General features: G+C 50.4%; 17 protein-coding genes. 7 read left to right on the forward strand and 10 right to left on the reverse strand.

Annotation, left to right across the window (positions count from 1 at the left end; genetic code table 11):
• The 5 genes from AC2215_RS00115 to AC2215_RS00135 all read right to left on the reverse strand — a co-directional run bounded on the left by AC2215_RS00115 (position 1) and on the right by AC2215_RS00135 (position 5847).
• On the reverse strand, positions 1-1392 hold the full coding sequence (locus tag AC2215_RS00115; RefSeq protein ID WP_486807910.1) for a TIGR03279 family radical SAM protein: 1392 nt from the start codon (positions 1390-1392) through the stop codon (positions 1-3).
• A gap of 318 nt (positions 1393-1710) precedes the next feature.
• Positions 1711-1881 (reverse strand): hypothetical protein, encoded by a 171-nt coding sequence (locus AC2215_RS00120; RefSeq protein ID WP_486807911.1) that lies wholly within the window; start codon positions 1879-1881, stop codon positions 1711-1713.
• Between the two features lie 743 nt (positions 1882-2624).
• A complete protein-coding gene (locus tag AC2215_RS00125; protein ID WP_486807912.1) occupies positions 2625-4595 on the reverse strand; it encodes an FHA domain-containing protein in 1971 nt (656 codons plus the stop codon).
• A gap of 353 nt (positions 4596-4948) precedes the next feature.
• Entirely contained in the window at positions 4949-5512 is a 564-nt protein-coding gene (locus tag AC2215_RS00130; protein WP_486807913.1) for an FHA domain-containing protein, read from the reverse strand.
• 176 nt (positions 5513-5688) lie between these two features.
• On the reverse strand, positions 5689-5847 hold the full coding sequence (locus AC2215_RS00135) for a hypothetical protein (RefSeq protein WP_486807914.1): 159 nt from the start codon (positions 5845-5847) through the stop codon (positions 5689-5691).
• A gap of 415 nt (positions 5848-6262) precedes the next feature.
• Between AC2215_RS00135 and AC2215_RS00140 the strand changes: the two genes are divergently transcribed.
• From AC2215_RS00140 to AC2215_RS00155, 4 genes are all read left to right on the forward strand, one after another.
• The gene (locus AC2215_RS00140; RefSeq protein WP_486807915.1) at positions 6263-6634 is read left to right on the forward strand and encodes a hypothetical protein; all 372 of its coding nucleotides are present in this window, start codon (positions 6263-6265) and stop codon (positions 6632-6634) included.
• Positions 6635-6778: 144 nt separating this feature from the next.
• Positions 6779-8263, forward strand: a complete 1485-nt coding sequence (locus AC2215_RS00145; protein ID WP_486807916.1) for a glycosyl hydrolase family 57 — start codon at positions 6779-6781, stop codon at positions 8261-8263.
• A 452-nt stretch (positions 8264-8715) separates the two neighbouring features.
• Positions 8716-9720: a galactose-1-phosphate uridylyltransferase gene (gene galT, locus AC2215_RS00150; RefSeq protein ID WP_486807917.1), complete on the forward strand. Its 1005-nt coding sequence runs from the start codon at positions 8716-8718 to the stop codon at positions 9718-9720.
• Between the two features lie 196 nt (positions 9721-9916).
• The gene (locus tag AC2215_RS00155) at positions 9917-10963 is read left to right on the forward strand and encodes a M28 family peptidase (protein WP_486807918.1); all 1047 of its coding nucleotides are present in this window, start codon (positions 9917-9919) and stop codon (positions 10961-10963) included.
• A gap of 260 nt (positions 10964-11223) precedes the next feature.
• Here the strand turns inward: AC2215_RS00155 and AC2215_RS00160 are convergent, their stop codons facing one another.
• The 3 genes from AC2215_RS00160 to AC2215_RS00170 are packed head-to-tail and all read right to left on the reverse strand — an operon-like array spanning position 11224 to position 12529.
• Complete coding sequence (locus AC2215_RS00160; protein ID WP_486807919.1) at positions 11224-11958, reverse strand: Uma2 family endonuclease; 735 nt, start codon at positions 11956-11958, stop codon at positions 11224-11226.
• A gap of 59 nt (positions 11959-12017) precedes the next feature.
• Entirely contained in the window at positions 12018-12362 is a 345-nt protein-coding gene (locus AC2215_RS00165; RefSeq protein WP_486807920.1) for an element excision factor XisI family protein, read from the reverse strand.
• Positions 12347-12529: an element excision factor XisH family protein gene (locus AC2215_RS00170; protein ID WP_486807926.1), complete on the reverse strand. Its 183-nt coding sequence runs from the start codon at positions 12527-12529 to the stop codon at positions 12347-12349. The genes AC2215_RS00165 and AC2215_RS00170 overlap by 16 nt, the downstream gene beginning before the upstream one ends.
• Positions 12530-12585: 56 nt before the next feature.
• Here AC2215_RS00170 and AC2215_RS00175 point away from each other — a divergent pair, with 56 nt between their 5' ends.
• Both AC2215_RS00175 and AC2215_RS00180 read left to right on the forward strand, forming a co-directional pair.
• Positions 12586-12918 carry a DUF565 domain-containing protein gene (locus tag AC2215_RS00175; protein ID WP_486807921.1) on the forward strand — a complete coding sequence of 111 codons (333 nt, stop codon included), beginning with the start codon at positions 12586-12588 and terminating at the stop codon, positions 12916-12918.
• Between the two features lie 96 nt (positions 12919-13014).
• The gene (locus tag AC2215_RS00180) at positions 13015-13419 is read left to right on the forward strand and encodes a YidH family protein (RefSeq protein WP_486807922.1); all 405 of its coding nucleotides are present in this window, start codon (positions 13015-13017) and stop codon (positions 13417-13419) included.
• Positions 13420-13539: 120 nt separating this feature from the next.
• Here AC2215_RS00180 and AC2215_RS00185 read toward each other — a convergent pair whose 3' ends face one another.
• Complete coding sequence (locus tag AC2215_RS00185; protein WP_486807923.1) at positions 13540-13929, reverse strand: YidH family protein; 390 nt, start codon at positions 13927-13929, stop codon at positions 13540-13542.
• Between the two features lie 337 nt (positions 13930-14266).
• Here AC2215_RS00185 and AC2215_RS00190 point away from each other — a divergent pair, with 337 nt between their 5' ends.
• Complete coding sequence (locus AC2215_RS00190) at positions 14267-15319, forward strand: glycerate kinase (RefSeq protein ID WP_486807924.1); 1053 nt, start codon at positions 14267-14269, stop codon at positions 15317-15319.
• On the opposite strand, the gene AC2215_RS00195 is transcribed toward AC2215_RS00190, so the two are convergent.
• On the reverse strand, positions 15263-15511 hold a 249-nt coding region (locus AC2215_RS00195; protein ID WP_486807925.1), incomplete at its 5' end, for a hypothetical protein. The two genes, AC2215_RS00190 and AC2215_RS00195, sit on opposite strands and share 57 nt — an antisense overlap.

The following is a 15511-nucleotide window of genomic DNA, read 5'->3' on the forward strand; positions in this document are numbered from 1 at the left end:
TCAACACTCCGAATTCCGAATTCCGAATTCCGAATTCCGAACTCCGACCTCCCCATTCTCCACTTCAATGCAACCGAGTACTAACTCTTCGGTTCCGGCGACGGGAAAAATGGGGGTTTGTAGCTTGTCGGCGAGGTCTTCTACGGTTACGTCGTCGAGAAAGCGCATTTCGCCGTGTTTGAGCATGACCGTGGGTAGCAAGATGCCATCTCCTAAGTCTTTTCCCTGCAAGCCTTGCAACAAGTCGCTGCCGGTAAGAACGCCGGTGACGCTGATGGTTTGCCCCCAAAACTCACTGTGGAGGGCGACCATTTCCACATCCAAACCCGCCACGCGATTGAGGCGATGGAGGATGGGTTGAAATGCGATTTCGACGGCATTGCCTACCACCCAAGTTAGGCGGCGAGGGGGGGAGATGCGATCGGGTAACAAGCAGTTGGCGGCGGCTTCAAATTGCTCGATAAATTGGCGGATGGAACCCACACCGTTATCGATTTGGGGATAGTCGCCGTAGTCGGCGGCTGGGGGAAGGGGGCAGTTGCCGATGAGGAACCATTCGTCGGCTAACCAGGCAAAGGTGACGCCGAAGCGATCGCGAAATTGGGTTTGCAACGCCTGAACTCGGGCAATGGTCTCGCGGGCACATTCGGGGGTGACGGGAACCAGTTCGTCTTCTGAGGGACGAAAACGGGTCAGTCCTACGGGAACCACGGCAACGGATGCCACTGCCGGGATATCTCCGCCGCCAAATTCGGCTAAATCGAGTAAGGTGCGATCGAGATGTTCGCCGTCGTTAATGCCCGGACAGACCACCACTTGGGCGTGAATTTGCAGTCGCCGTTCTTGGAACCATTGCAATTGTTGTAAAATCCGTCCGGCGCGGGCATTTTTCAGCAGTCGAGATCGCACCTCGGGTTCCGTGGCGTGGACGGAAACGTAGAGGGGAGATAAGCGCATTTGCTCGATGCGGTTCCATTCTGGTTGGGTAATGTTGGTGAGGGTAAGGTAGGAACCGTAGAGGAAGCTGAGGCGATAGTCGTCGTCTTTGAGATAGAGGGTATCGCGCATCCCCGACGGCTTTTGGTCGATAAAACAGAAGGGACAGCGATTGTTGCATTGCATCAAGCCATCGAATAGGGCGCTGTCGAACTCCAAACCCAAATCGTCGTCGTAGTCTTTTTCGATTTCGACTTCATGGGTTTCACCATGGATATCGAGAACGTTCAGGAGAAGGACTTCGTCGGCGCAGAGAAACTGATAGTCGATTAAATCCCGGGGAGGCGTTCCGTTAATGGATACGAGACGATCGCCCGGTTCAAAGCCAATTTCTGCGGCGATCGAATCGGGAAGGACGTGGGTGACGAGGGCGGGGCGAATCGAAGAGCGGCTCATGGGGGGCGATCGCGGGTGAGATGAAATAACCCAGGCTCATTTTATAGCACTTCGCGATCGCGAAGTTTCTGGTGGGGGTGGAGTGTAGGATTTTGGGAACAGGATTCCTGGGTCATCATCCCATGCCAGAGTTGATTCTCAGGGTTGTGTGATGAATTTTTACCCATGGCCCGCACCGAGATCGTCTCCTGACCCAACCGAATCTCTGCGAGTTCGAGCTGACGTTAAAAAAGCGATATTTCAACTGAAATACCGCAGGTGAGCTACTAGGATATAGAAAAAAGAAAAGACAGTTTTTCGAGAGTTTTTCTCGCCGATTTATTGATATTCTAAAACCCAACGCGCTTCCATTTTGGGATAGCTTTTACCTGTCGGTAACCACCGACAAACAAGCTTTTTCTCGATGGGAGGCTCGGGTCGTTCGGTTAGCTGACAAACTTGACGCTCCAAATTGGGACGTTTGAGTTCTCGGGAAATTGTTAAAGTCATGACAAGTCTTCCAGTCTTATAAGTTAAAATATCGCGCAAGATAATGAGGCGTTTATTTCTAGACTCGATCGAGCCAAAATACTAATCTTCCGCTCGTTGGCTCGATCTCAATCTGATTCGGATTACCCGAGAGCTGGGGTTAACTTAGATTTAGTCCGAAGCGATTAGATAAGAGAAACGCCGCAATACGCTAAGTTTTTAGGTTGAGAAATCGGTGATTTTTTAATCGTCTGGAGAGTGATAAGAAACACCCCGATCTGTTGCTTTAATTTGGGTTTCTCGCGTAGCAAATTTGGGATGCTGGAGACTATAGAGAATACTGCGATAGAAAAGTTTCATCGACATAAGCCTTAGACTGAGAAAATGCAAACCAGAGTGTCAGTTGAAGTTGAAAACTTCGATGGCTTCACTCTTATACTTACGAGTATCTCCATTTTTCAAGAGAATGGCGGCGATCGAGATCGCAAAATTCAGTGAACTTACTCAGGCTTATCCGTAACTTCACACACACTTCGGAGCGATCTCGATCGCCCATTCCCTGCGATCGCACCTCCGCAATCGTACGGAACACCGCAATTTTACGGAAGACTAGTGCAGCGCGGCAGAAGTAACTGACCAGCTATCAACCGGTGAAAGCTATACACAGTAAGCATTTTTAATTTTTAATTTTGCGAAAAGTGAGCGGTGTCGGTTTCTGTCCCGTTCAACTTTTCAAGACGCATTTTTAATTCTGCGTAGCAGCACTAGGGCGATCGATTTGTGACCCATTTCCACCACTGCCATGCCGAACTCACGTCGTTGAGACCGCGCAATCTCGGGGCACCGGCCGCGACGAGACTATCCACCGATCGCAGGGCCGCGTACTGCAACCCCAGGAAGCTATCCACCGCTGCATAGGGTCCGCCGAGGGTAATTGCTCCGACCGCGTACATTCTCCCCGAATGTCCCTCTCCTACGGTAGGGAGGGGCGATCGCATCTCCACCAGTTCAAAGTCGTTACTGGTCGAGAAGCGACCGTTCCCCAGTAAAGGCAATTGATAGTGAGTTATCAGATCGTCGAGGAGAGGACTCGCCTTCACCTGGGCATCCAACCCCGTGGCATCGATAATAAAGTCGGCGTTGCACATAACCGTTCTTTTGGCTTGCCCGTCTTCCATTTCCGTGTAGATCACCTGTAGTCCCGTTCCGGCTTTCTCCACCTCTTTCACGAGACCGAAGTGAATTTTGTACCATCCCTCTCGCAACCCCAAGGTGGTTAACTGTTGCCAGTCTCGGCGATCGGCCGTTGTCGTGCCCCCCCACGCGCTCAGCAGTTGCAACCGTTCTTCAGGGTTAGCCTTTTCCAACAGTTCTCGTAAATCCCCTCCCCAGCAAGCTTTGGGCCAATTAAACGGCTGAAACTCCCAGTTGTATCGAATCGCCCGTTGCGATCGCCCGAAGCGGTGACCGGCGGTGAGGGGCGATCGCATCAAATGAACGATCGTCACCGGTTGGCGCGTTTGGATGCGAACTTCGTACAAGCGCTGGATAATCCGAGAGGCGACAATACCCCGACCTTGAATCATGACCGTTCCCCCCTGCCGTTCGAGATGTTCGTAGATAAAGTCGTGGGGTTCGTAGGCATTGACGACGGATTTGAGGTCGTCGGTGAGATCTCGATAGGCTTGCAAGTGGTCGAGGAAGCGAATCGCTGGGTATCCCGTGGCCAGGTGAACGTGTTTGGCGACGGCAAATCCATACTGGCCGCCGCCCTTAGAATAGGCAATCGCGTAACGACCGTCATCGGTTTTGCGCAGATTGCGGACGCTACCGTAGCGATAGATCCGATCCCAATCAATGCGCGCGGCTTCGCGATCGATCGACTCAAACACGTTATCGGCGCGGGGAGTATAGGTCTGGGCAAAGGAAGGTTCTGCAAACACCTGCCACAGATACCCCAGTGCGTCGCGAGTTTTACCGCGCCGAAACTCCCGCCACGCCTCCCGCAAGGCATAGGGAGGCCAACCCCAAAGATTGTCGGGGCAGGAATCGGAATTCGATCGCAACCGTTCGTGAAGGGGAATTTGGGAGTTGAGGCAGAGTTGCTTGTACTTGGCATAAGGTTCGGGTTGCGTGCCAATTGCGGCGATTTGATGGGATTTGACCCCAAAAATTCGCAGGAAATCCACCCAAATATAACTGCCCAATCCCGCCCCGACGGTGGCATAGTCAAAGGTGTCGACTCTCTCGTCAAAATACCCCGTGTGTCGCAGGTAGGCTAACGAGATCGATCGGGCTTGGCGAAACTCTGACGGGGGAAAACGATGCTGGGTGGTAGAGGAGGCTTGGGGATCGGGCAAGCCCGTCTTGGGGTTGAAAGGAATCACCGATAATTTCGGTGTCGTTTCCGAAATTAACGCCACGTTAATGCGATGCAGGCCGATTTGCAACTCATCCCCATTCGCAAGCACCCACTCGCTTTGGCGCACGCCGTTGACCCACATTCCGTTACCGCTATTGCAATCGATGGCGACCCAATTGCCCTGGCGAAAATCGATGAGAACGTGATAGCGAGAAACGCGACTATCGTTTTGCAACACGATTCGGGAAACGCGCCGTCCGTCGATTTCCTCGGGCATTTCTGGAAAAACGCGCCCCAAGGCAACGGGTGCGGTGAGGGTGGGTCTTTTAGTTTGGTGAGTGAGCGGATCTTCCCAGCTGAGTTGGATTGGCATAATACGAATAAAGCAACGATCGAATCTTCGACCCTCCGTTTGATACGATCGGGTCTAGTGGCGATTTGTCGAGATTGAGATCGAGGATTGATGAAAGCGTAAATGCCTCCCATGACCAGCAGGCATGGATCGTCTCCATCTATCAAGATGCTCTCGAACGGTAACTTCGCCTTTCACCCCCTCAATTGCGGTTCTCATTCGAAGCAACTGGAGGCCGAAGATCTCCGGTTGCCCTGCCCCGACTGAAAATTATGGGTACGCGGGGGGGAATTACCCCCATCGAACGACCCACGATAATTTGTGTAGTGAAGCCCTAGGACTTTACACTCTACCTATTGACTCCGATCGAAGACTTACCGAATGCTCGGGGGCAAAAGAACGCTTTCGGCATCGGCGAGGAAGTGACCGCAGTGATGGCAAGCCCCGTTGCGCCGATCGATCGAAGCAATTTGATGGCAGTGAGGACATTCTAAGCCGTAAGCCATTGGAGCGGCGGGGGGTTTTTGGGGTGGTGTTGCGCAGGTGGGGGGAATTAATACTGTCTGGGGCAAAATTTGGGGAGTGAATTCCACTGACGATTCGATCGAAGATTCGATTGCGGCGATGGTGAGTGTCATTTGTCCGAGTTCGATGGTACTGCCCGCACTCAGTGCCACTTCCCCTTCAATGAGGATACCCCCATCGATGCGAGGGGGATTTTTCCGTTGCAAGTTTCGCAGGTAAAAGCGCTCCCACTCCGGTTTGAAAAAGACTTCTACGTGTTGCCGAGAGACGCTACTCTCGCTCAGGATGACATCGCAAGTTGCCGGATCGCGACCGATGCGAAAGACTCCCCCCTGTTGAGGAGACGATCGAGCGTCGAGAATCTGAGTTCGCTCGCCATCGGATTCGTGCCATTTTAATGTAAGCTGAATCATCGCACTTGCAAAAGGGTCGATGGATAGGGGAGATCTGCTTCCGTTGTAACTTATTCTTCAAGGTTCTCAACCCAAATCCGGAGCGATCGCGAGAAAAGTGGTTGCAACATTCCCACACTCGGTTACCCGACACCCCACACTCACCGGGAACTGTCTGACTCGAAACTGACGTTACTTTACTTACGCTGGAAAGATGCGATCGAGCTGTTATTCGTTCCCATAAGTACTTCGAGCGCTGTTTTTGCCTTCGGTCGATCGCAAACATGAGTCTCGACGAACAAGCCAATGGCTTCGGCGATGCAATCTCGGATCGCTTCCTCCGATTGGGTTGCCAAATCGTCTAGAAACGGTCTCCCGACAGTGGGATCGAAGGGGTGGGCGATCGAAAAATGATTGGCCCCCTCAATCAGGAGGAGGTAACTATCCTCTCGACCCCCAGCGATCGTGTAAATAAACCAGTCCGCGTTGCGCTATAAATCTTTAGCTGTCAGCGATTCAGGGGTGAGAACCGCCGCGGATTGAATGAGTGAGTGGAGTCGTACGCCCGATAAATGTTGCTCTCTCGATCGAAAAAAACCTCGTCGAGTCGAGACTTGTTCTTTTGTACCATGGCGATCGCTACAATCATATAGAAGTTGGGAACCGGCGATCGCGCTTCGCAGCCTGGGATACCCGATAACCTGACTGCCGAAATCCGACCGCCAAACGATTCGCCAAACTTCACAAAGCAAACATTGGGTGTGAATTGAAATGATTAACTTAAGTGGAATGTGGCTGGGAACCTACTGGCAGCGGGGGGTTCCCACCCGATTTGAAATGACTCTGCTCCAAGGTCGAAATACCCTCAGCGGTAATATTTTAGATGATGGCTCGTTGGGGGAAGCTTCGTTGGTGGGGGAGGCCACCGGGCGCAACGTTCGGTTTAGCAAGCGCTATCTGGGGGGTCTTCGCCATACCGTCCGCTATTTGGGGATCGTTTCCGACGATGGCAACTTTATGCAAGGACAGTGGCTGATCCAAGCCCTCGATCGCGGTCATTGGGAAGCCCATCGCCGGGATGAGAATTTAAGCCTCGATCGAAAAACTCAATCGGTCGATCGGGTTCCCATGGCTCCATCTTAAAACGGGACGGGAGTCGGCAAACCTTAATCTTACATAAAGTCTTAAGCCGACTCTCGCGAAGTTGGATCTATCATTTGGACTAGTAAATTCGCGATCGATTGCAGTCCGATCGCATCCGCGAAATTTCAACCCGGAAAGGAAAATATGATAGCAACTGCACCACCGTCCGATCGATTTGCTTTGGAACCGGAACGCCTGGGATTGCCCAATATTTGCGGTTGGGAAGCAGAAATTTCGGACATCGTCAATCATGACGAGCCGGTCTTTTTGCCCACCACCGATTTGAGTCTGGACAAAATGCAATCGGGGTTTGCCTGTGCTTTGCATATGCACCAACCGACCATCCCCGCAGGTCCCAATGGCGACTTAATTTGCAATCTCCAGCATATGTTTGAAAACCAGGGAGATGGCGACAACCACAACGCCTCCGTCTTTGCCTGGTGTTATGCCCGCATGGGAGAATTTATCCCCGAACTCGTCTCTCAAGGTTGCAGCCCCCGGATTATGCTCGATTATTCCGGCAATCTGCTGTGGGGTTTGCAGCAAATGGGCCGCCACGATGTCATCGATAACCTGAAGCGCATCACCTGCGATGCCCAGTATCAGCCCTACGTCGAGTGGCTGGGCACCATGTGGTCTCACGCCGTTGCCCCCTCCACCCCGATTCCCGATCTCAAACTGCAAATCCAAGCGTGGCAGCATTACTTTGCTTCCGTGTTTGGGGTGGATGCCCTCAAGCGGGTGAAGGGATTCTCGCCACCGGAAATGCACCTGCCCAACCACCCCGATACCCTGTACGAATACGTCAAAGCCCTCAAAGAATGCGGGTATCGCTGGCTGATGGTTCAGGAACATTCCGTGGAACGCCCCGACGGATCGGGATTGTGGCACGATGACAAATACGTTCCCAATCTGTTAGTGGCGCGCAATTCTCGCGGAGAAACCGTGAGCATTACCGCACTGATTAAAACCCAAGGTTCCGACACCAAATTGGTGGCGCAAATGCAGCCCTATTACGAGGCGAAAAGTCGGGGCAAACAGAAGGTGGGAAATATGGAAATTCCCGCCTGCGTCACCCAGATTGCCGATGGTGAAAATGGTGGGGTGATGATGAATGAATTCCCCGGCGGTTTCATGCCCGTTTGGCCCGAAATTCGGGACAATGGCAGCGTCGTCGGCATTCACGGTACGGAATATCTCGAACTGCTCGATGCTGCTGGCGTAAAGCCGGAAGATTATCCCGTTTGTCAGGCGATCGGACAACATAAAATCTGGCAGAAAGTCGACCCGAATAACGCCACCACCGAAGCGGTAGAAAAAGCGATTAAAGAACTTCAAGAAACCGACCATCAATTCCATATGGATGGTGCGTCTTGGACGGACGATCTGAGTTGGGTGAAGGGATACGAAAATGTTCTCGAACCGATGAATCAACTCAGTGCGAAGTTCCACGAAAAGTTTACTCGGCGGGTGCAAGAAGATCCGTCGGTGACGAAGAGTCGCGAGTATCAAGAAGCCCTGCTTTACGTGATGTTGGTGGAAACGAGTTGTTTCCGCTATTGGGGACAGGGAACTTGGACGGATTACGCGCGGGAATTGTATCGTCGCGGGGAAGAACTCGTGAAGTGATACGTTCTGTTCAATTCGATTCATTTTGATTTGAATTAATAGAAGGGAGTTGGGCAATAGTCCTGACTCTCTTCTATTTTTTTTCGATCGATAAAATTTTCACTTTGGCTACAGACATTGACCCAAAATTTCTAAATCTCCATCAATCGCCGAGATAAATGTAGACCTTTCCTTAACGTCAGTTCGGGTTAAGAGTCTATTTTTAACTTTCTTAACGAGAGAATGCAGGTTTGAGACCTACAAATACTGAAAATCAGTAACGGCAGAATCAAAGTTTCAGCTTATCCCGAACTCACGTTTCCTTAGACTCTCGATCGGTTAAATTAAATAAGTAGTCAAAGATATCGTACGAAGAATATTCATTGGGTTGGGAATCGTAGTCCATAGCTTCTCGATCTGGCTGGGATAGTTTTTAAAATTTACAAATGCGGGACATAAACCGCTCAGTAAAAATGACTGAACTCAGACAAAATCTAATTACCCGAGACTGGGTCATTATTGCCACCGAACGGGCGAAAAGACCCCACGAATTTAGTAAAGCTCAAGCCGATCTTCCCCCGAAGTTGCCAACTTACAAAGCCGATTGTCCGTTTTGTCTGGGAAACGAACATCTCACGGGACCGGAAATTTACCGTCTGAGTGACGATCGAGGTTGGCGGGTTCGGGCGGTGGATAATAAATACCCGGCATTGAAACCCGTGGGCGATCGAGTTCGACGAATCGAGGGTATCTTTCGCTCGATTTCGGGGGTTGGATTTCACGAGGTGATTATCGAGCATCCCCGCCACGACTTAACCACCGCAGTCCTACCCGTTGAAGATGTGGCGAATATTCTGAGGGTATATCGCCAGCGGTATTCGCAAATCCGAATGGATTCCCGCGTTGCCACCATCATCATTTTCAAGAATCACGGTACGGGGGCGGGAACGTCCCTAGAACACCCTCATTCCCAGCTGGCAGCCGCACCGATCGTTCCCTACGAACTGCGCGTTCGCACCCAAGAAACCATCCGCTATTTTGATGATATGGGGGAGTGCATTTTCTGCCGAACATTGGCTGACGAGCTAGCGGCAGGCGATCGCATTATTTTTACCAGCGAACATTTTGTGGCTTTTATTCCCTATGCGGCTCTTTCCCCGTTTCACATTTGGATTTTTCCGCGACGGCATTCCTCGTCTTTTGATACCATTACCGACGAAGAATTGCTGGATTTGGCACTAACCCTGAAAACGGTACTGGAGAAACTCTACTGGGGATTGAATAACCCAGACTACAACTACGTCATTCGATCGATTCCCACGGACGAACGGCGTACGGATTACTTTCATTGGTATTTAGCTCTGGTTCCCCGAATTAGCCTCAGTGCGGGGTTTGAATTGGGTAGCGGGATGTACATCAATACGGCGTTGCCTGAAGAAAGTGCGGAGTTTTTGCGTTCTGTGGAGATTCCGTCTTAGGGAGTGAATTTGAGTTTCATCAAAAGTATGCGCCCAAATTGCTCCATATTTCAGAGATTGAGCCTTCTCGATCGATTTTCCGATTGAGGCGGGAATAATAGGGTACGGTCATCGGATGGCACGGGTTTACCTCTAAAATTCTATTTTTTTGGGTGAATTTATCCGATGCTTGAGTTGTTGAATAACCGCAATTTTGATGGAAAAACGTTCGAGAAAGAAGCGATCGAAGTTTCAGCTAGCCACCCGAGGAGCGATCGCCCGATTGAGGATTCTCAGGGCATTATTATCGATCGCCTTAATTTGGGGTTGGTTTACCATTTTTTGGATGCCCGGACGCAGTTATAGCGGCGAACTGCCCCCTTTAAAACCAGCGGAGATCGAACTGGCGAACCTCCTCGAACGAGATGTTACCGAACTGGCAACCAATATCGGCATTCGCAACTTTTTAGAATACGATCGCCTCAATAAATCCGCAGATTGGATCGAGCGATCGTTCGCTCAAATGGGATACGAAGTCAAGCGGCAAAAATACGAGGTACAAAACCGAGCGTATTACAATATCGAAGCTGAAAAACGAGGAACACAAAAAACCGATGAAATTATTGTTATTGGCGGTCATTACGATTCGGTGATGGACTGTCCGGGGGCAAACGATAATGCCACGGGAACGGCAGCAACCTTAGAATTAGCAAGACTTTTTGCATCTCAAAATACCGATCGCACGATCCGATTTGTGGCATTTGCGAATGAAGAACCACCATTTTTCTGGGAAGCGGAGATGGGAAGTTTGGTGTATGCCACTCGCTCTCGCCAGCAAAATGAGAATATCGTGGCGATGCTGAGTATGGAAACCATGGGCTATTTTTTGGATGAAAGAAAGAGCCAGAAATATCCATTTCCGTTGGGATTCTTTTTTCCCGATCGAGGCAATTTTATCACCTTTGTCGGAAATATTAATTCCGGCGATTTAGTTCGAGATTCGATCGCCTCTTTCCGCCGCCACACCCAATTCCCTTCCGAAGGTGGCGCATTTCCCAGTTTGCTTCCCGGCGTCGGTTGGTCTGACCATTGGTCGTTTTGGCAGCAAGGTTACCCAGCCTTAATGGTGACGGATACTGCTCCGTTTCGCTACCGGTATTATCACACGATCGAGGATACTCCCGATAAAGTGGATTTCGAGAAACTCGCCAGAGTGGTGGCGGGATTGGTTGAGGTGATTCTTGATTTAGATCGATCTATTTGATACTCCAGCGAGATATTTTTGAATCGATTTTAAGTAACTATTCAGGTTTAATATATTTGAGTTCGAACCCACCCCTAACCCCTCCCGAGAGGGGAACGATCGCCTTGAAAATAGGGAAATTAAATCTTGAAAATGTTCATCTTCTGCTCCCCTCTTGGGAGGGGTAGGGGGTGGGTTCGACGATTAGCTGGTGTGGCTGAATACTTACGATTTGAAAGTACAGGCGATCGCCATCTCATACATCCGACGCGATCGTTATTTTAAAGAGTATCGGGGTCGATGTTGAGTTCTCGCAATTTGGCAGCGAGGCGTTCATTTTGCTGACGTTCGGCTTTTAACTGTTGTTGCACTTGCTCGGTTTGCTGGCGTTCGGCTGTAGCGGCTTCTTCTGGGGTGGGGACGAGTAGTCTTTCTGGGGTGAAGAAACGCACGAAGTTACCGCGAACTCCCAGATACAATCCGAGCTGTTGACTCCACAAATATCCGTCTGAATTCGATTCGATAACTTCGTACTTTCCGTCGACTAAATGATATCCGACCAACTCTAATTTTTCGGGGTCGAATATGAAGTAATCCGGCGTGCGGAAGGTATCTTGATAGATTTCTTTCTTCGTAGTTCGATCGGTATTTGCCGTTTTTCTCGATAGCACTTCGACGATAACGTTAGGATATTTTCCCTCTTCTTCCCACACCACCCAACTGCGGCGCAGCTTCTTTTGAGTTCCCAACACGACGAAGAAATCCGGTCCGCGAAAGTCTTCAGATTTGCGTTGGTAGGGACTGTAGTAAATCGTTAAATTTCCGGCGGCATAGTAATCGCTTCTGTCTCGCCACAGCCAGTCGAGGCAGGAGAGAAACAAGAGGATTTGTCGCAGGTGGGTTTCCGTTTCCAAAGGGGGTTCGTTGCTATCGATTTCGCCTGGGGGAAAGATAACATCTTCTGGGAAGGTTTGGGGGGTTTCGGCAGTGCGGACGGGGTTTTCGACGGGAGACATGGCGGATGATGGCAGGAGAAGCAGTAGATTGAGTATAGCGTTTTCACCGATGATGGATTTCAGGCGATCGCTTCTCGGGTTTCTGGTGGGTTGTAAGTCTTATGTAGAGGATGAATGAAATTTAAATCGATGATTTCCTGGGGAATTCCCATCTCGACTAATTCCGGGACGATTTCATCTTCTGTATCGTTGCACTGAATGGCAATTCGATCGTCGATAATATCGATATGTACCGCACATTGATGCACTCGTCGATATCCGTTCCATCCCACCCAGAGGGCGAGGTAGCGCATTCGATCGTCATCAAATATTAGCTCAATTTTCGATTCTTTATCTTGAAATTCTTCGTATTGTCTAAGTAATGCTTTTACACACTGCTTGTAAAAATCTAGGGTTGTTTCCATAATAATTTCTCTAATGATAGTGAAAAAACAATAAGCTTTAGGTTGAATTTTGAAATTGCAATTTTTCCAACCGGTCTGTTAAAAATATTACCAAAAGCGTCCTGTGGCACGGCTTGGTAAAGCTTTCGATCTGGCTCCTGTGTCTTTACAAACGCTCGCCGTGAAATCCCTCGAAAATTCGCTCTAAAATAATTGAAACATCGCCCGCTTTCCTCGTTTCCCCATGCAAAATACTCGCTTCAGCACCCTCATTAGTACGTTATTCAGGCGGATCGGCAAACTTCTGCGCAACCCCTGGCGACGGCTATCGCTGGTCATCTTGGGGTTTCTATTTGGCTTCTTCCTGGGAACGGCGGTTTCGACGGTAGCCGGACAACTGGCGCGATTGGATATCACCCTCGCCGCCATTTTAGTTCTGATGACGGAAGCCCTCAGTTGGCTGGTATACTCGCGCAACGGTCGCTTCGGAAGAGCCGTTCCCATCGAAACCTTAAATTCTCTCAAAATTGGCTTGATGTACAGTTTATATGTGGAAGCCTTTAAGCTGGGTTCTTAGATGGCTGGGCGGGTTGACTGACAAAACGAAAACGTTGGAAGATGCCTCAGTAGGATAAATTCACTCTTGAGGGAGATCGAATTACAGATTTTTGCCATGCAACCTCCTCAACCCGATCGCCCTCCCCCAGATCTGAAGACCGAACTGGCCAAGAAGCGGAATCAAGCGGCAGCAGAACGGACGCTGATGGCATGGATTCGGACAAGCCTTTCGCTGATTAGTTTTGGATTTGGTCTCGATCGCATCGTCGCAGTGTTGAATAATATGGCGGGTATTGATGACCCCATTCGACTGTCGCGAATTTTGGGGTTATTTTTCATTGCACTCGGAACCTGGGCGATGCTGGCAGCCGCGATGCAACACCACCAGGAACTCAAGCACATTCAACACGAAGACTATACCTATATTCCCAAACGTTCCATTAGCTTGATTGTTGCCAATGCCCTGTTCGTATTTGGGTTGATGGCTTTTCTCGGCATCCTCATCAAAGCTTCTGTCTAGATATAGCAGTTCGCGCCCTTTTCATTACAGATTTTCAGTCATGGGGAACGGGGAACGGGGAATGGAAAAAACCGATTTTTTCAAGAGTGTAAATAAACTGATGACGAAGCGCTATGGAACTTAAACTGTTTTGAATAGCACCACGATCGCACAGATAATGCCAAAAAGCACGACGGCTGTGGTGGTCACCCAAACCATCCATCTATCTGGCAGTACGCCATAATCTCGTCGCACGGAGCGAACCGAAATTCGATACTGCCAAATGGCTAATACTAGCAAAACGAGTCCGGGTACTATCGTCAGTAGACTGAGCGCATGGGGAACTTGCCAACTCTTCACCCGATCGACCTCGATAAACTCAGATAGAAGTTCGACGCTAACGTAGTCGATCGTCAAACCGAGTCCGAGCAACATCAAACTGTTACGTATCCAAGCGAGCAACGTCCTTTCCGCCGCCGCTTGGTTGCGCTGCTTTGCTAGCTCTGTTGTGGTGCTCGTTCGTTGCTCCAAGGAAGATACGGGGTTTGAGTCGATCTTTTTCTCAGATGAAGAATCCCTCGACAATAATCTCAGGAATCAAGATTTAATCACTCGTGCAATTTGCGGATGAACCCACCCCCAACCCCTCACTCGAGGGGAGATCTCGGGGAATCAACCGACTCATGCAATCGGAGATCTGATTAAATTCTCGATCCTAAGCCATAAAAATCTAAGCTATAAAGTGGTAGCCAATGCGACCGAGATCGTTGGGCCATTCATGTAAGGCTTGCTGAAAATCTTAAGTCATTGGTGAGATGAGGAAAACAACGATTCCTCAAACCTTACACCCATCGCGAACAAAAATGCCATGGCACCACAACATCAACCGCTAACCTCTATCCTCGAACGCTGGGTTGCCGGGGAACTGCTCTCCGAATCCGATCGCGCGCAACTGGTTGTCTGGGAATCGAGCGATCGCGCCGCAGCTTTCGATATCCCACCGGAGAACCTAGAAGATGCGATCGAATATCGCCTGCAAGTCCTCCAAGGGTTGCGAGAACAGTTCGATAACTTTCCCCTACCGATGAATGGGGCGGTGTTAACCACCCTGTGGACGCTGTGGCTGCCGCTAGCGATTTCCATTGCCCAGATGCGGAAAACCCTCGATCGCCCTTTAGTTCAGGGGGTTTTGGGGGGACAGGGAATGGGAAAAACGACCCTTGCCGCCATGCTGAAAATTATTCTGGCGCAATTGGGATATCGGACGATCGGCATTTCCATCGACGATCTGTACAAAACCTATGCCGATCGCCAGCGTCTGCGAGAACGAGACCCCCGCTTCATCCGTCGGGGGCCGCCGGGAACCCACGATGTGGATTTGGGTTTGCAAACCCTCGATTGCCTGTGCAACCCCCAACCGGCTGCCACCATTGAAGTGCCCCGTTTCGAGAAGTCCCTATGGAATGGAGAAGGCGATCGCATTGCCCCGGAAATCGTCGAGGGAGCAGATATCATCTTATTTGAAGGCTGGTTTGTCGGCGTGCGTCCCATCGATCCGGCGATGTTCGAGCATCCCCCAGAACCGATCGTCACCGAAGCCGATATTGCTTTCGCGCGGGAGATGAACCAACAACTGGCGGAGTACTTACCCCTGTGGGAACGCCTCGATCGCCTGATTATCCTTCACCCCAGCGATTATCGCCTCTCCCAGAAATGGCGCTTGCAGGCAGAACACGATGCGATCGCCAGCGGTAAAGCAGGAATGAGCGATGATGAAATTCGAGAATTCGTCGAGTATTTCTGGAAGTCGTTGCATCCCGAACTCTATATCGATCCCCTCACCCAAAACCCGGAATTCGTGGATTTAGTGGTTTCGATCGAAGCCGATCGTACCATTTCGCGCATATATCGACCGGTTTGAAGAGGGAAACGGAGGCTTCGGAGGCTTCGGGTGATTCGACAGTTTTCCATAGTGGGAGCATCTTGCTCCCGTTTTCCCCATTCCCCATTCCCCATTCCCCATTCCCCATTCCCCATTCCCCATTCCCCATTCCCCATTCCCCATTCCCCATTCCCCATTCCCCATTCCCCATTCCCCATTCCCCATTCCCCA

This window comes from Zarconia sp. (assembly GCF_057467645.1).